General features: G+C 58.4%; 15 protein-coding genes. 4 read left to right on the top strand and 11 right to left on the bottom strand.

All coding sequences use genetic code 11. The annotated features are described in order from the left end of the window. The 3 genes from VHB22_RS12340 to VHB22_RS12330 form a co-directional block, all read left to right on the top strand. The coding region (locus VHB22_RS12340; protein ID WP_325457277.1) for a sulfatase-like hydrolase/transferase at positions 1-1039 on the top strand (1039 nt) is incomplete at its 5' end. A gap of 99 nt (positions 1040-1138) precedes the next feature. Beyond that, on the top strand, positions 1139-2311 hold the full coding sequence (locus VHB22_RS12335; RefSeq protein WP_325457276.1) for an FIST N-terminal domain-containing protein: 1173 nt from the start codon (positions 1139-1141) through the stop codon (positions 2309-2311). Next, positions 2308-3672, top strand: a complete 1365-nt coding sequence (locus VHB22_RS12330; protein ID WP_325457275.1) for a hybrid sensor histidine kinase/response regulator — start codon at positions 2308-2310, stop codon at positions 3670-3672. Before VHB22_RS12335 ends, VHB22_RS12330 begins: the two co-directional genes overlap by 4 nt. A gap of 2 nt (positions 3673-3674) precedes the next feature. Here the strand turns inward: VHB22_RS12330 and VHB22_RS12325 are convergent, their stop codons facing one another. Together VHB22_RS12325 and VHB22_RS12320 are read right to left on the bottom strand one after the other, a co-directional pair. Further along, entirely contained in the window at positions 3675-4352 is a 678-nt protein-coding gene (locus VHB22_RS12325; protein WP_325457274.1) for a response regulator transcription factor, read from the bottom strand. A 170-nt stretch (positions 4353-4522) separates the two neighbouring features. Then, the gene (locus VHB22_RS12320; protein ID WP_325457273.1) at positions 4523-6241 is read right to left on the bottom strand and encodes a DUF2793 domain-containing protein; all 1719 of its coding nucleotides are present in this window, start codon (positions 6239-6241) and stop codon (positions 4523-4525) included. Between the two features lie 170 nt (positions 6242-6411). On the opposite strand from VHB22_RS12320, the gene VHB22_RS12315 reads away from it, so the two are divergent. After that, the gene (locus VHB22_RS12315) at positions 6412-7416 is read left to right on the top strand and encodes an NAD-dependent epimerase (RefSeq protein ID WP_325457272.1); all 1005 of its coding nucleotides are present in this window, start codon (positions 6412-6414) and stop codon (positions 7414-7416) included. A gap of 12 nt (positions 7417-7428) precedes the next feature. On the opposite strand, the gene hrpB is transcribed toward VHB22_RS12315, so the two are convergent. The 9 genes from hrpB to VHB22_RS12270 form a co-directional block, all read right to left on the bottom strand. Then, positions 7429-9894, bottom strand: coding sequence for an ATP-dependent helicase HrpB (gene hrpB / locus VHB22_RS12310; RefSeq protein WP_325457271.1), 2466 nt, complete (start codon positions 9892-9894; stop codon positions 7429-7431). 31 nt (positions 9895-9925) lie between these two features. Beyond that, complete coding sequence (gene rpe / locus VHB22_RS12305; RefSeq protein WP_325457270.1) at positions 9926-10597, bottom strand: ribulose-phosphate 3-epimerase; 672 nt, start codon at positions 10595-10597, stop codon at positions 9926-9928. 33 nt (positions 10598-10630) lie between these two features. Further along, positions 10631-11506, bottom strand: coding sequence for a phosphoribulokinase (locus VHB22_RS12300; RefSeq protein WP_325457269.1), 876 nt, complete (start codon positions 11504-11506; stop codon positions 10631-10633). A gap of 43 nt (positions 11507-11549) precedes the next feature. Then, entirely contained in the window at positions 11550-12593 is a 1044-nt protein-coding gene (locus VHB22_RS12295) for a class 1 fructose-bisphosphatase (protein ID WP_325457279.1), read from the bottom strand. Positions 12594-12854: 261 nt separating this feature from the next. Further along, positions 12855-13586, bottom strand: a complete 732-nt coding sequence (locus VHB22_RS12290; protein ID WP_325457268.1) for a peptidase — start codon at positions 13584-13586, stop codon at positions 12855-12857. Positions 13587-13607: 21 nt separating this feature from the next. Next, positions 13608-14420 (bottom strand): transglutaminase family protein, encoded by an 813-nt coding sequence (locus VHB22_RS12285; protein ID WP_325457267.1) that lies wholly within the window; start codon positions 14418-14420, stop codon positions 13608-13610. A gap of 10 nt (positions 14421-14430) precedes the next feature. After that, a complete protein-coding gene (locus tag VHB22_RS12280; protein WP_325457266.1) occupies positions 14431-15378 on the bottom strand; it encodes an alpha-E domain-containing protein in 948 nt (315 codons plus the stop codon). Between the two features lie 7 nt (positions 15379-15385). Continuing rightward, positions 15386-16780 (bottom strand): circularly permuted type 2 ATP-grasp protein, encoded by a 1395-nt coding sequence (locus VHB22_RS12275; RefSeq protein WP_325457278.1) that lies wholly within the window; start codon positions 16778-16780, stop codon positions 15386-15388. Between the two features lie 298 nt (positions 16781-17078). Then, on the bottom strand, positions 17079-17221 hold a 143-nt coding region (locus VHB22_RS12270; protein WP_325455775.1), incomplete at its 5' end, for a formate--tetrahydrofolate ligase.

Genomic DNA, 17221 nt, shown 5'->3' with positions numbered 1-17221 from the left:
CTTGGCGGAAAAGCCACCCCACATCATTCTTATTCATCAGGAAAGTGCCGTCCCACCATCTTATTTTCCGCAACTCGATTACGATCATGCGCTCGACCCGTTCTTCAAGTCATTCGACGGGCGCCTGCATAAGCTGCGCGTCGAGACATATGGCGGCGCGTCCTGGCTGACAGAATTTTCGGTTATGACGGGTGTTTCGACCTATTCGTTCGGCGGCATGCGGACGTTCGTCGAATCCCTGATGCGCGGAAAGATTCACGATGCCGTGCCGCAGGTGCTGGCGCGCTGCGGCTATCGCAACAGCCTCTTCTATCCGGTGCCGAAAGATTTCGTCGCGAGCGGACGTTTCTACTCGACGATCGGTCTGCCGGATATTTTCGATTATCGGGCGCAAGGCGCAAAGCGCTTCAATGAGCGCGACCGCTTCTATTATTCAAACGTGCTCGACAATATCGGAAAGCATCTCGCGCATTCGGGCGGACCGCTCTTTACGTTCGTCGTTACGTCGGCGACTCATCTTCCTTATACAAATACGTACGAGCCAAGCGTAAACGTTAAGGGCGGCGGTCCCGGAACCGATCCGGAAATGAGCGAATACCTGCGCCGTCTCGGCATGGCGCATATGGATTATGATGAATTTCGGGTGTCGCTCGCGAAGCGGTTTCCGAACGAGCGATTTTTGATCGTTCAATACGGCGATCATCAGCCGATCGCGACGCGCACTCTATTGGGCTTCAAAAAGAGCTATGCAGCGGAGGATATTCAGCTGACGCCCGATAATCCCGGCCTACTGACCTACTATTCGGTCGATGGCGTTAATTATGAGCCTCCGCCGCTGCCTGAGGAAGATGTCGTCGAGGTTCCATACCTCGCTGCGCTCCTGCTAAAAGAAGCCAAGCTGCCGCTGCCCGAATCCTATCAGACGCGCCTCAATCTCCTCAGTTTGTGCCAGGGGCGCTATTATACCTGCTCGAAATCGAAGAAAATTCTGGCCTTTCAACGCCGCTTGATGGATTCAGGCCTGATCGATGCGCAGTGACGTTTGATTTCCGGCCTGTAGGCTGCGACCGTTGCCAAGATTTTGACCTTGACGAAATACCATCCGCTTCGACGACTGTGGCGAACTATCGAGCATTGAATGACGACTAAAACCACTCGCGCCGCCTGCGGAATTCGCGTCGTAGCAAGTACGCTTGGAACCCGCGAAGCCGTGGCCGCAGCCCGCACCGAACTCGCGGGCGAAATCCTCCAGCATATTATAGTCTTTTTCTCGACGGAGCACGATCCCAGCGTACTGCTTAGCGCTCTCAAACAAAACTTTCCCGAGACGCATGTTTCCGGTTGCAGCACATCGGGCGAGATCGGTCCGCTCGGTATGATGCAGGGCGGCATCGTCTTCATCGCGTTTCCGGAGGCGGGCTTCCGCTTGATGAGTGAGGTCATTCCGGAAATTGATAAAGTCGGCGTCGAACGCGCGTCGGAGATCGCGCGCCGGCTGCGCATTCAGATGATCGGCGGCGTTAGCCGTTTTGCAAAGGAGCACATCTTCGCGCTGGTTCTCGTTGACGGCCTGTCAAACGCCGAGGAGGCGCTGATTGCGGCTCTCGACCTTTCTCTCGACGGCATCGAGTTGATTGGTGGATCGGCGGGAGACGGTCTTCAGTTCCAGGACACTGTGCTGATCCATCGCGGAAATATCATCCGCGGCGGCGCGATATTGTTCGTGATCGAAACTACAATGCCCATCCGCATTTTCAAAACGCAAAACTTCGAACCGACGCCCGTCAAGCTCGTCGTTACGGCTGCCGATGTCGAAAAGCGCATCGTCTATGAGCTCAACGCGGAGCCGGCGGCGAGAGAGTATGCCGCGGCGATCGGGCTCAACCTTGAAGATCTCGGACCGTACAGCTTCGCCTCTTATCCGCTCGTCGTCAAAATCGGAGGTAACTATTATTGCCGCTGCATTCGGACAGTGAATCCCGACGGCAGTCTCTCGTTCTTTTGTGCCATCGACGAAGGTCTGGTTTTCACCGTAGCGCGACCGCGTGATATGTTGCGTACAACGCTGGAGACGCTCGAAGCCATCGATGCATCTCTCGGCGGTACAGACTTCATTTTGGGTTTTGACTGCATTCTGCGCCGCCTAGATGCGGAGAGCCGGCAGGTACGGCACAAGGTCGAGGAGATCTATCAACGTTTCGGGGTTGCGGGGTTTCATACCTATGGCGAGCAATTCAACGCCATGCATCTCAACCAGACGCTGACTGGCATCGCTTTCGCAACAACAATTGATAGTCCGAAGGAATTATGACCGACAATCTGCCGCCCGACCGATTGGCGCAGAACCCATCCGACCTCGGACGGGCCGTCGACAAGCTGCGCAAAATCAACGAAGCGCTGATGAAGCGCGTCGAGCGATCGATGGACCAGCAGGCGAATGCCTTCTCGCTCTTTCAAACCGCTATCAATCAGGAAACGCAGATCCGGATCAGGACGGAGGAATTAAACAACGCCCTGACGAAGCTCGCGCAAGCCAATGTCGAGTTGAGCGAGGCGCGCGATACGGCGGAGCGATCGAACGTTTTCAAAACGCGTTTCTTCACGGCGGTCGGCCACGATCTCTTGCAGCCATTGCATGCTGCCCGTCTTACCCTTTCCGAGTTGATGGACGTCCAGACTGAACCCGATCAACGGGTTCTGGCGCACAATATTTCCAGCGCACTCGTGACTATTGAAGAACTCCTGACGAGCATCCTCGATATTTCGAAGCTTGAAGCGGGTGTTTTCGTGCCGAACGTTCAACCCGTTGCGCTTGGCGCGATCTTTGAGCAATTAGCGTGCAATATCGAGCCGCTCACTCGGCGCAAGGCTCTGGATTTCCGATGGCGGCCGACGTCTCTCGGCGTGCGTTCCGATCCTTTGATGCTAAGGCGCATTGTGCAAAATCTTCTCGCCAACGCTGCGCACTATACGGAATCAGGTGCGATCCTGCTGGCGGCGCGTCGGCGCGGAGCGTTCGTTGCAATCGAGGTGTGGGACACGGGCCCCGGAATAGCTCCGCAGGAGCGGGATCGGATATTTGAAGAATTTCAGCGCGGGTCCGCCTCGGAACGCTCGGGTGGCGCGGGATTTGGCCTCGGCCTCGCCATCGTCCGGCGCATGGTGGAGTCTCTCGGGCATGAACTGGAACTCGATTCTCGTGTTGGCCTCGGATCACGCTTTCGCGTGATGGCTCCGTACGCAGCGCCTTCGGCGAAAACAGAACCAACAACCGCTATGCCTCACGCAGAAAGCGGCAATCTTCTCGCTCGTCCCCTTGTCGTCATCGACAACGATCTGAGCGTCCTCGGCGCGATGCAGACACTGCTTTCACGCTGGGGGGCGGACGTACGGCTTGCGCGCGATCTTGACGACATCGGTGAAATTCTTTCCGACGGAACCTTTTCTCCAGCGATCATCCTTGCCGATTATCATCTCGACGGCAGCGTTGTCGGAGTGGATGCCGTTGCGCGTATCCGGCAGACGCTCGGCCGGTTCATTCCGGCAATCCTGATTACTGCGGATCGTGGTGAAGCGACGGCTGCGGCCGCACGCGATTTCAAATGCGAGCTACTCTACAAGCCGGTTCGCCCGGCTGAGCTGCGCGCCCTGATGCAGCATATGCTGGCGTGACGTTAAATTTTTCCGTCAGACTCTCCGAGAACAGCTTCAAAATCTATCTTCTGCGCCTCGATGACGGCCTGGGTGCGCGATGAGACATTCAGTTTACGCAATATTTCGGAGACGTGCGCCTTGACCGTGGTTTCCTCGATCTGAAGCTCGTGGGCGATCTGCTTATTGAGCAGGCCCTGGCGCAACATGCGCAGGACGCTCAACTGCTTCGGCGTCAGCATTTTAAGACGCTGCACCAGGTCGGCATGACCTTCGGACGCCGGCGGAGCTTCAGGCGGACTATAGCCTTTCGGGAGCGTGACCGAACCGTCCATTACCGTTTTCAGCGCCGCTGCGATTTCGGACCGATCGGCCGACTTGGAAACAAATCCAGCCGCTCCGTAGCGCATCACGTCCTGCACGATGCGGGGATCTTCAAGCGCCGAGACTACGATAATCGGGAGGCTGGGATGCAGCTTTCGGAGTTCAAGCAGCCCATCGAAGCCGCGTGTGCCGGGCAATGCAAGGTCGAGCAGTACGATGTCGAACGGCGTTTTACTATCGAGGACGTTCTTAGCCGCCTCGATGGAGATTGCCTCGCGCGTCTCGGTGCCGGGAAACGCGCCAACGATGGCCCGTTGCAAGGCTTCCACAAAGAGCGGGTGATCGTCGACGATCAGGATACGTGCCGGTACGGCCAAACTTCACCTCCAGATGGCGAGGCCCCGCTACTTAGGCGGCGCCCGCCAGATCAGCCGCGTCGCGGCCGCTCATCTCACGTCAGATAAGCTTGTGATTGCAAGCTGCCCTAAATTCGACTTTGGTCTAAGGCCGGTCCGGCCACGCAACGAGACACCGATCCTCCTCAGACTTATAGTCGTGCATCGGCTTTATAGTGGAATGCTAATTCATTGGCACTCGTGGTGTTCGCGGTGCCGATGCTGCACGATGTTGCGTTAACGCCGGCGACGACCGCGGCTTTGCCGTTGCCACCCTTGTAGATAAAGCCGGAAGCACCGGTGGTATCGTAGGCCGTGACCGCCGGTGCGATGCGCATTCGTACCGGATAGAGGACCGGGATGGAAAAGCTTCCCGTTCCGGCGCTCGGGTTGACGAAGTCGATAAGGCCGACGCTCGTGGCTGAGCCGGGCGGCGTGCCGATTTCGTAACTCTGGCAGTAATATCTTTGGCATGCGCGCAAATCGTCGTCGAGCGCGGGCGGATCGAACACGGCAGGTCCGCTGGCTCCGATCCCAAACCATACGTTACCGAGATCGAGCGTAACGTTTTTCGCCTGTGCCGAGTCGGTCCATACGAAGAGCAGAATATTATTCATCGATGACGGAACGGTGCCCGAGACGTCGATCTTGGCGAGCGTATCGGCGCTGAGCGCCGTCGATCCCGTGGCAACGACCGAAAGATTCGATTCTTTGAAGAATTGGCCTGTCGTGAAGGTCGTGTTCGTCCAGCTATTGACGACGTCCAGCGTCAGACTATCGGTGGTTCCCGTCCACGCGATGATTGCATAGCGGAGCGTCGTAGCAACGGATAAGCGGGCGATGAACTGCAATGCGACTGTCTTGTTGCGCAAGTCTCGGACCATTGCGGCCTCAAGCGGTTGCAGCCAGCCCATGCGCTGCGCCGATGCGTTCGCCTGCGTCATCCGCATTATCGTCGGGAGGCCGTCGGCGATATCCGAGAGCCTAGAGGGCGTTACGGCATTCGATTGCGTCAGCGCAACCCACTGATCGAAACCGGTGTAGCTGCCGTCGGTCGCCGATAGCGGTCCGGTTTGAGCTATCGCTCCGCATGGGTTTATGACGCGATTGCGATAGCTTGAGAGGCTGCCGCCACTCGGAAAATCGACGCGGCCCGTAGCGCGGTCGATTCTGATGCCATCGTACCATGTCGCGCCATCGGGGCTGACTTTGAAGTGGAAATCGTCGTCTCCTGCAAGACCGATCTCCGCGCGGCCTGAGAAGCCGTTTTGGAACAAGAACGATGCCGTGTCCGAGGCGCTGTTCTTATTGACCTTGACTTGATGGCCGTTGCCTTCGTGATTGAAGAGTGACGCAGGACTTGAAACGGCGAGACGGTTTGTCGTATCGGCTGTGGAATTGATGCCAAGCGTCTCAGGATCAAGCGGCGTGTAACGCGCGTCGCCGCGCGCATCCGTGTGATATTGAAGATGGTCGTCGTCGGCGAGCCCCGTCAGCATGCCGTGGTCGGTCACGCCACCGCCCCCGCCGCCGCTCGGTAGCGCCGACCATGATCCGGAGGCGTAAATCACCTGCGAATTTTCGCTTGTCACCCAGGCGCGCCAGCCGTCCCTTGGTGTGTAGAATATCCAGGCGCCGTCCTGGTAGGCCGCGATTTTATCGCTTTGATCCGACCAATCGCCTGTTGCTCCCGAAGCCACGATATATCGGCCACCTTCGTCAGGGTCGTCCGGCGGCGCGGTTAATGAACGACTCGCGACGGAAAGTTGCACGAGACAGTCGAGCGCACGGATAGCCTCGTTGTGCGTCACATGCTTCTGCGCCTGGGCAGCGAGGATATAGGGCAGGGCGAGGTTTGGCGTATCTGTCATCAGCAGCACAAGGTCCCAAGAAAATCCTCCCGGGTTTAAAGATAAGGCCGCCAAAGAGACCGAGGATAACTTTTTTCTCGGAACGTGGCTCGCCCTCGGCCGATAACATAGCGCTCAATTGACAGGGCGGTCGGAGCGGCTAAACCGCAGCAGGCAAGAGGATGCAACGCATGAAATTTCTGGTGACCGGCGCCGCGGGATTTATTGGATTTCATACTGCCGCCCGTCTTCTTGATCGCGGCGATACGGTTATCGGCATCGATAACGTCAACAGCTATTACGATCCGAAGCTGAAAGAAGCGCGCCTCGCAAAGCTTCAGGGGCGCAACGCTTTTAACTTCATTCACCAGGATATCGCCAATGTCGAGGCAATGCGAAAGCTTTTCGAGGCTGAGCGACCCGACAAAGTGATTCATCTCGCCGCTCAGGCTGGCGTACGTTATGGCCAGGAGAATCCTAACTCATATATTCAGTCGAATATCGTCGGCACACAGAACATCCTGGAAGGTTGCAGACACACGAACGTCCAACATCTTGTGATGGCATCATCAAGCTCGGTCTATGGCGCCAATACCGCTATGCCATTCAGCGAGCATGACAATGTCGATCATCCGCTGAGCCTTTACGCCGCAACAAAAAAGGCAAACGAACTGGCAGCGCACGCCTACGCTCATCTCTACCGTATTCCAGTTACGGCATTGCGTTTCTTCACGGTCTACGGACCGTGGGGCCGTCCGGATATGGCGCTTTTCAAATTTACTCGACAGATTTTAGCGGGGGAACCGATCGAGGTTTACAACAACGGCCATCATGCGCGCGACTTCACCTACATCGACGATATCGTCGAGGGCGTGTTGCGCACCGCCGACAAAATCGCGGAGCCCAATCCAGCTTGGACGGGAGACAAGCCAGATCCGGCGACATCGACCGCCCCTTACCGGCTTTACAACATCGGAAACAACAATCCCGTGGCGCTGATGGACTTCATTGCGGCGATTGAGAAAGCCGTCGGGCGTGAGGCGAAAAAGATCTTTCTGCCGCTGCAGCCGGGCGACGTCGAGAAGACTTACGCTGACATTGATGAGCTCGTGCAAGACGTCGGCTTCAGGCCGGCGACGCCGCTCGACGAAGGCATCGCACGTTTCGTTTCCTGGTATCGATCATACTATAGCTGATGCTTTTGCGAATTATTTGCCGCGCGGTTTCGCCCGCGCGGTGGGCATTGCGTTCGCAGGATCGTCCGGCCAAATGTGCTTCGGATACTGGCCGCGCATATCGGCTTTGACCGCACTCCACGACCCGGCCCAAAATCCTGGCAGATCGCGCGTGATTTGAATCGGTCGATGCGCGGGCGACAGAAGATAGAGCGTCAGAGGCAGGCGGCCTCGCGCGACGGCCGGATGCTCCTTCAAGCCGAACAATTCCTGAACGCGAATATGAAGAGCCGGGGCACCGGCGCCCTCGTAATCGAGCGCGTGCCGATTTCCGGTCGGCGCCTCGAAATGGGTAGGAGCTTCCGCATCGAGACGTTGACGCATCGGCCACGTTAAGAGCGACGACAACGCTTGATCGAGGAGCCCCGCGTCGATATCCGCAATGCGCGTCTTTCCCGAAAGATACGGAAGAAGCCATTGCGAAATGCTTGCCGATAGAGCTGCGTCGGAAAGGTCCGGCCAAGATTCGTCGTTGCCGCGCAGGAAACCGATGCGGCTTCGCAGTTGAAGCTGCGCCTTGGACCACGGCAGAATTTCAACGCCAACTTCCGCAATACCTTTTGCGAGAATGGCCGAAGCATCCTCGTCGGCGCGAACGGGGCGAGAGTCGCATCTTAGCTCGATCGCGCCGAGGCGGCGGACAGAGCGCGCTTTGACAGAGAGCGAAGATGGGTCAAATACAATCTCATCCTTTGCCTCGATGCGGTCGGCTGCGATCGTCGATATCTGAAGTTCGTCCACTGCGGCCGCAAGCATGATCCGCGTCGCGGCGGCGCGGCCTTGCAATTCGGCAACCGCGAGATACGGCGCGGCAGCGAGCGCATGTGCCGTATCGAGCAATCCGGCCCGTCCGTTTGCCAAAAGGAAGCTGCCGCGCTTGCCGCGATTTTTTGCGATCCGATCTGGATAGGCCATCGCCAACAATGCGGCTGGCGAAAGCGTTTCTTGCGTCGCGCGCGATTGTGCTGCGCGCGCCCATTGCCGCGCGAGAGCGCGCATGTCTTCGGCTCGGCGCGAGCGATCGCGGCGGAAATTTTCGAGGCGCGTAGCGAGATCTATGTCATTGCCGCCGATACCGCGTTCAACGAGGATGGCAGCAAGCTCTGCCGCTTCCAACGCCGCGCCTTTGTCTCCGGCCTTCAACAGCATACGTGCCAATCGCGGAGGCAGCGGTAACGCTCGGAGACAACGACCTTCCGGCGTGATGTTTCCGCTCTCGTCCAGCGCACCGACGGCCTGTAACCCGGATCGGGCTGCAGCGAGCGCACCCTCGCTGGGCGGGTCGAGCCATGCGAGCGTGGCCGGATCGTTGGTGCCCCATTCGGCGCAATCGAGCAGCAGTCCCGACAAATCAGCGGAACGGATTTCGGGGTCGGCGAAGGGCAGGAGACCTTGCGTTTCGGGTTCATCCCAAAGCCGATAGCAAATGCCGGGCTCCGTTCGTCCGGCCCGGCCGCGACGCTGATCGGCCGATGCGCGCGAGACGCGCACGGTTTCAAGGCGCGTCACGCCGATGTCGGGTTCAAAACGCGGCACGCGTGCCAAGCCGCTGTCGATCACGACGCGCACACCTTCGATAGTGAGAGAGGTTTCGGCGATGGACGTCGCAAGAACGATTTTTTGTTTTCCGGGCTTTGCCGGAGAGATGGCACGATCCTGCGCGGCGGGGTCGAGCGCACCGTAAAGCGGGACGACTTCGGCATCGCTGGGAGATATTCTGTCGCGCAGGCGTTCGGCCGTCCGCAGTATCTCGCCCTGTCCCGGCAGGAAGACGAGCATGGAACCCTTATCGTGCTTGAATGCACGCGCTACGGCATCGACGATATCGTCCTCGACGCGCTGCGCGCGTCTGCTGATGTAGCGCGTTTCTATGGGGAAGGTTCGGCCTTCGCTCGAAATGATCGGCGCCTCGCCCAGAAGCTTCGAAACCCGCGCGGCTTCGAGCGTTGCCGACATGATGAGAATTCTGAGGTCGGGGCGCAGCGCCGCCCGCGCGTCAAGTGCCAACGCGAGCCCCAGATCTGCGTCGAGCGAGCGTTCGTGGAATTCGTCGAAAAGAACGCCTGCAACGCCAATCAATTCCGGATTGTCGAGGATCATACGGGTGAAGACACCTTCGGTCACGACCTCGATTGCGACGCGCGCGCTCGTTTTCGATGACAGTCGTGCGCGGAGGCCTATGTCGTCGCCTAAGCGGGTGCCGAGCGTGCTCGCCATGCGTTCGGCCGCGGCGCGAGCCGCGATCCGCCGCGGTTCAAGAACGATGATCTTGCCGCCGTCGCGCCATGTTTCGTTCAGAAGCGCAAGCGGAACGCGTGTCGTCTTGCCGGCGCCGGGCGCGGCGACGAGAACCGCCGTCCCGTGCGCGCTCAAGGCGCTGCGGACATCGTCGAGTACGGCGTCAATCGGCAGCGGTTCGGAAAATTTGGGATCGTTCATTAGCCTGTCGCAGACGGAGAGCGATCTGATTTCAAGCCGTTTCGGCCGCCTTGCGAATTGCCGAGATGTTTGTTGCGTAGCTTTGTTGCGTGCCGCCCTTGAAGACGGCGGACCCGGCAACAAGAATATCCGCGCCGGCCTTTACGACCAGCGGTGCGGTTTCGGGGGTAATACCGCCGTCGACTTCGATATGGATCGGGCGCGCGCCGATGAGCGCCTTAACGCGGCGCACTTTCTCAATGACGGAGGGAATGAACGACTGACCTCCGAAGCCCGGATTAACGGTCATCAGCAGCACAAGGTCGATTCGATCCAAAATGTGCTCGATGACACCTTCCGGAGTTGACGGGTTGAGGGAGACGCCTGCTTTCTTTCCGAGTGCTCGAATGGCTTGCAGAGAGCGGTCGAGATGTGGACCGGCCTCGGCGTGCACGGTGATGATATCGGACCCGGCTGCCGCGAAATCCGCGAGATAGGGATCGGCTGGCGCGATCATAAGATGCACGTCGAAGATCTTCTTCGACGCGCCGCGTACGGACTTAATAACCGGCGCGCCGAACGTGATGTTGGGAACGAAATGCCCATCCATGACGTCGCAGTGAATCCAATCGGCGCCTGCGGCATCGACCGCGCGGATTTCGTCGGCGAGCTTGCCGAAGTCGGCGGATAAAATGGAGGGTGCGATCAGTACTGGGTGCGTCACGGACAACCTTTCAATCTCGGTTTCTCGGTATCGTCATAAGACGCGCCGGCGGCGTTCGACGAGTTGCAGAATAAGCGGCGTTAAAATGAGCTGCATCGCAAGGTCGAGCTTGCTGCCGGGAATAACGATCGAGTTGGCACGCGACATAAAGCTGTCGTGGATCATCGACAAGAGGTAGGCGAAGTCAATGCCGCGCGGTTCCTTGAACCGGATGATGACCATCGACTCGTCCGGCGTCGGAATCCAGCGTGCGATGAACGGGTTGGAGGTATCGACCGTTGGAATTCGCTGGAAGTTTATGTCCGTCTGCGTGAATTGCGGGCAGATATATTGCACGTAATCCGGCATGCGTCGCAGGATAGCCTGCGTAACTTCTTCGGTGGTGTAGCCCCGCTCGGTACGGTCGCGCTGGATTTTCTGTATCCATTCGAGGTTGATGACGGGCACGACGCCGATCTTAAGGTCGGCGTATTTTGCCACGTCGACCGTATCGGTTTTGATCGCGCCGTGCAGTCCCTCGTAAAGCAGCAGATCGGTGTCCGGCTCGATTTCCTCCCAGGGCGTGAAGGTCCCGATCGCAGCGCCCGTCGCGCGCTGCTCCTCGGCGTCGTGGATGTAGAGGCGCGTCAAGCCTTTGCCGTTTTCGCTATAGGTCTTGAACAGCTGCTCAAGCTCTTCGATGAGATTTGCCTCGATGCCGAAGTGGCTGAAGTTGTGATTGCCGCGCTTCTCCGCCTCGTGCATCGCTTTTTCCATATCGCAGCGATCGTAGCGGTGAAAGGCGTCGCCCTGCACGAATGCGGCCTTTACGTGCTCGCGGCGGAAGATCGTCTCGAATGTCTGACGTACCGACGACGTGCCAGCGCCTGAGGATCCGGTGACGGAAATGATGGGGTGCTTGATGGACATCGATTTTGCTCAGTTGTTCATTGCGCGGCGTAGGATCTGGCAGTCATGGCAGCGCCCGGAACAGGCCGCGACGGCCGAAGAGCGGTGAGCGATCGCCCTTGAATTCTTGGCCGCTATAAATGCGCATGACCCTATCGACCTCGTTGCGTGACCCGCAAATCAACGGCGTTTTCTGATGCAGGGCCGCCGGTATGACGTCGAGCACGCGCTCTCGCCCTGTCGTTGCGCGCCCACCCGCCTGTTCGATCAGCCAGCTGATTGGATTGGCTTCGTAGATGAGCCGGATGCGGCCCTGATGGAAACCTTTCCGGCGATCGCCAGGATAAAGGTAAATGCCGCCGCGCGTCAGAATTCTGTAGATGTCGGCAACGGGGGAACCGGTCCAGCGCATATTGAAATCACGCCCCCGCGGGCCGTTGGCACCATTCTCACAGTCGTGAACGTAGATTCTGATGGGATCGTCCCAGTGGCGTGCGTTCGACGAATTAATAGCGTATTCGTCGGTTTCGGGCGGCATCGAAAGATTCCGAGCCGTCATGCGATACGTCTTCTCCTCGCGGTTAAGCGTGAACACATGCGTGCCGACCCCGACGGTCAACACCAAAACGGTTTGAGGACCGTAGACGACGAAACCTGCGGCAAGCTGATGCGAGCCCGGACGAAGAAACGCCGCTTCTCCGATGGATGTCGGATGGCGCGGCAGAACGGAAAAGATCGTACCGAATGAAACGTTGGCATCGACGTTCGAGGAACCGTCCAATGGATCAGTCGCGACAAGAAGGGGCTCCCGGTCGCGAATGGTGATCGGCTTTTCCGCTTCTTCCGAGGCGAGCGCCGCGACCGGAGACGATTTCAGCGCAGCGGCAATCATATCGTTCGTTAGCAGATCGATTTCCTTCTGCTCATCGAACTCACCGGCGCGCGATACGACACGTCCGAGTTTTCCGCCAAGTGCGCCACGGCCGACGAGCTCGGAAATGCGAACGCTCGTCTCAGCCAAGTTGAGCACGGTGTCGGCGACCTGAACGCGCGTACGCTCCTCAAGCGTCCAAGCCGACAAATACTCGTTCAGTGTCGCGAGACCCATTCGATCCTTCCCATGCCCCAACACGGACGCGCGCAGCATCTTGCCTATCTAATCCTACTTGGATCGGAGAAGCGAGACGTGACCACCGTGCGCTCGAATGCATAGACAAGTGCGTTTAGATCTTTGTTGGGATGCAACATAGCGCGCCAATTGTCCGCGCGCGTCTATATGAACGCACGCGGTGACATCATTGTAAACGTTAACTAATATATTTTGCGCCATGACGGGTGTGCTGCTCGTCAAACACGCCTGCGGCAGGTCCTAGACTTTGAATTCCTCGATCGTGGAAAAGGCGTGACGGAGCGCTTCCGACCACGCATTGGACAGCTGCCGGAAATAGTCGTCATCGGCACCGATGCGCATTTCGCGGCGGATGCCGAACGTATCACGTTCGTACACGACGAGATCGATCGGCAGGCCAACGGATAAATTGGAACGGAGCGTTGAATCGAACGACAGCAGGATCAACTTCGCGGCTTCTCCAAGACGCATGTCTGCACGTGCGACGCGATCGAGGATCGGCTTCCCATACTTATGCTCACCAATCTGAAAAAACGGCGTGTCGTCTGTTGCTTCAATAAAATTGCCCTCGGGATATACCAGGAAGAGCCTGGGCCGTTCGCCTTTGACCTGGCCACCGAAAATGAAATGCGTGTTGAAGCCGAGCTTGCTGGCTTCGAGCGCCGGTCCATCGACGCGACGGGCTTCACGGATGGCGTTTCCGACGACCCGCGCCGCGCGATACATATTCGGAGCGTTATACAGGTTTGGCACCTGCGACTCGGGATCCGCCAGAGGCTCGTTGAGGAGGCTGAGTACGGCTTGCGTGGCCGCCAGGTTTCCGGCGCTCATCAGCACCAGAACACGGTCGCCGGGCTTTTGCCAAAGCTGAAGTTTTTTGTATTGGGCGATGTTATCGACGCCGGCGTTCGTCCGGGTGTCGGCAGCAAACACCAGACCGCGCTCAAGACGGAGCGCTACAGCATATGTCATTCGTCGTCTCCGAACCGGCAGCTATTGCTGCTGCTGGACGCTCTGCTGCTGAACTTCGACGACCACGTCAAGCTCTTCGTTGGCCACGCCGTGCCGGATGCCGCGAATTGGGGCTGCAAATGATGAATCGAGCCCCGAGGCGAGGCGCACATAATGGTCGGTGGGGCAAATCCGGTTGGCCGGATCGAAGCCCACCCAGCCCAAGTCTTCGAGCCAGACCTCGGCCCAGGCGTGGTTGGCTTCGGCGGGCCGGTCCTCGCCATCGAACAGGTAGCCGCTGACATATCGTGCCGGCATACCGAGCGACCGGGCTGCCGCAATGAAGACGTGCGCATGATCCTGGCAGACACCCGAACCTTGTGCCAACGCATCGGCGGCCGTCGTGCTACTGCCTGTAGTGCCGACGCGATAGTCGATGGCATCGCGAACTGCGTGCATCAGCGCATGCATATCGCGCACCCGCCGGCCAGCCGCAATTTGTGCCAATGCGCGAATGTCATCATTGGCCGCCGTCTTGCCTGTCTGGCGGCGATAGATTGAGAGTGGCGCGGAGTCGTGAAGGCCCTGAACGACACCCGCACGGTCTTCGGTTTCGACGACGCCTTTGGCGATGATCAGCGATTCGGCGTGCCGGTCGATGCAGCTTACGAGGTGTACGGTGTTTCCGAAGCCATCGCAAAACGGCCGTGTCGAATCGATGCCCGGCGCGCTGATGCGCCACTCGACAATCCGCTGTCCCTGAAACGACCGTGGCGTGAGGCGCAGAGCCAAGATCGAGTACTTCGTCGGCTCGCTGTAGGTATAGCGCGAAACATGGCCAATCGAGATGCGCACCGGATGATCCTCATTCGATGAAATGATAAGCAGCGGAAATCTCGCTGCCGAGCTTGTTGTTGCGTGCGATGAAATCCTGCACGAATTCGTGCAGTCCGGATTGGAAGACGTTCTGAATATCGGCTTCCAACAGAAGGTCTCGGGTCGATTCCGCCGTCGCGTGGCAGTCGTGACGCGCTCCGTAGAATACCGCGAGATCACGAAGCGCCAGCGTCAACTCGTCGTAACACGACCGGAGAGAACGCGGCATCTGACGATTGAGGATCATAAACTCCGCTATCTGGAGGGGGCGATACTGATCCTTGAAGACCCAACGATAGCTTCGATGCGCCGACACAGACCGCAGCAACGCCGCCCATTGATAATTATCCTGGCCGCTTCCGACCAATTCGCTCGACGGCAGCAGATGATAATATTTGACGTCGAGAATGCGGGCAGAGCTGTCGGCGCGCTCGATGAAGGTACCAACCTGGCTGAAGCAAAACGTGTCGTTGCGCAGGATCGTATTCAGCATGGCGCCACGATAGAGTGCGGAGCGGGAACGAACCCAATCAAGCAGCTCGGGGAGAGAATTCGAGGTTACGGTCGCGGGCTTGATGGCCGAGAATTCGAGCCATGAACTATTCAGATTTTCCCACATCTCGCGCGTCAACGCCGTCCGCTGCGCGCGGCCGTTGCGCCGAGCACTTGCGAGGCATGCCGCGATGCTCGACGGATTGGACGTGTCGAACAGCATGTAGTCGATGACGTTCTGAGATACGAGTTCGCCGTGGCGCTGCAAATAGCCTGCAAGACATCCCGCGCTTTCTAGCGTCGAACGCCATTCTTCGTGAAAGCCTTCGCCTTCGCGAGGCAAAAGCACGATGCGATATCCGACTTCGAGAAGGCGCGCCATATTCTCGGCGCGCTCGATGTAGCGCGAAAGCCAATAGAGGTCGTTTGCGGTCCGCCCGAGCATTCCTCGTCTAATCCTGTAGCACCCACGTATCTTTCGTGCCGCCGCCCTGGCTCGAATTCACGACCAGCGATCCTTTCTTGAGCGCCACCCGCGTCAGGCCGCCCGGCATCAAGCGCACCCGATCGCCAACGAGCACGAAGGGCCGGAGATCGAGGTGGCGCGGACCGACGCCGGAGTTGGCCAGTGTCGGGCCTGTTGAGAGCGCCAAAGTCGGTTGGGCAATGTAGTTCTGAGGATTTGCGATGATCTTGGCGCGGAATTCCTCAATCTGTTCTTTCGTCGATTTCGGTCCGACGAGCATGCCGTAACCGCCTGAACCATGAACCTCCTTGACGACGAGTTCCGGCAAATTGGAAAGGACGTACTTGAGACTTTCGGAGTCACGGCAATTGAACGTCTGCACGTTGCCGAGGATGGGCGGTTTTCCCGTATAGAATTCTATGATGGCGGGGATGTAGCTGTAGATCGCCTTGTCGTCCGCTATACCGGCTCCCGGCGCATTGACGATTGTCAGCCGTCCGGAGCGGTAGACGTCAAAAATTCCGGGCACGCCAAGCAGTGAACCGGGATCGAATACGAGGGGATCGAGAAAGAGATCGTCGACGCGACGGTAAAGTACATCGACGCGCTTATAGCCTTCGGTCGTTTTCATGCGCAGAAGGCCGTCGATGACGACGAGGTCGGAACTCTCGACCAGCTCGATACCCATCTGATCGGCAAGGAAGGAATGTTCAAAGTAGGCGCTGTTATAGATGCCGGGCGTCAGAAGCGCGATTGTCGGCTCGGCGTCGAGATTTGCAGGCGCGACGCTTTCGAGCGTTTTCATTAGTGCGTCGGCGTAGTTTTCGACTGGGCGCACGCGGTTACGGCTGAAGAGATCGGGAAAAAGGTGCATCATCGTTTCGCGGTTCTCGATCATGTACGAGACGCCCGACGGCGTACGCGTGTTGTCTTCGAGGACCATGAATTCGTCCTCGCCTGTGCGGACGAGATCGATGCCGATAATATGACTGTAGATACTGCGCGGCGGATCGACGCCGATCATTTCGGGCAGGAATGCGGAGTTCTGGATAACCAGCTCCTCGGGAACCTTGCCCGCCTTGAGAATTTCTTGACGATGGTAGATGTCATAGAGAAACGCGTTCAGTGCGCGAACGCGCTGTTCAATGCCGAACTCGAGCTTGCGCCACTCTTCGGCGGAAAGAATGCGCGGAAAGATGTCGAAGGGGATGAGCCGCTCGGCCGCTGCTTGTTCGCCGTAAACCGCGAACGTAATTCCAGACCGGCGAAACAGGACATCTGCCTCGGTTGCTTTCTGCCGCAGGGCGTCCATGTGCTGAACGCCGAGCCATTCGGCGAACGCACGGTAGGGCGGGCGGACTTCGCCTCCGAACCCATTCATTTCATCGAATGCCGCGACCAAGACTCCTCTCCTGCACGATCCCTTGAGGCGGGTATCGCAAAGGACAGGCCAATTGGCTTAGGCCACGTATTTGCTGGAAAATCGGTCGATCAGCGCGCTCGGCCTGCCACGCAATTATGCAGCTTGCTCACTTCAGCGGCAGCCAGATGTTCGCCGTGGACGTCGGACGTCCAGTCAATCTGTCATCAGTGACGAACCGGAACCCAGCGCGGCTTAGCTGCACTAGGTCCCGGGTCCCGCGAGCGGATTCGCCGGGATGACAGATTTGAAGCTGATCTTAGAACAAGCCTTGGATCTGGCCTTTGTCGTCGAGGCGGATCGAGTCTGCGGCGGGGACTTTCGGCAAGCCGGGCATCGTCATGATCTCGCCTGTGACGACGACGACGAACTCGGCTCCAGCCGATAAGCGCAGCTCGCGGA

This window comes from Hyphomicrobium sp. (assembly GCF_035548195.1).
GTDB lineage: Bacteria > Pseudomonadota > Alphaproteobacteria > Rhizobiales > Hyphomicrobiaceae > Hyphomicrobium_B.
The sequence above is the reverse complement of the archived record's forward strand: the minus strand, read 5'-3'. Positions and strand labels throughout refer to the sequence as shown.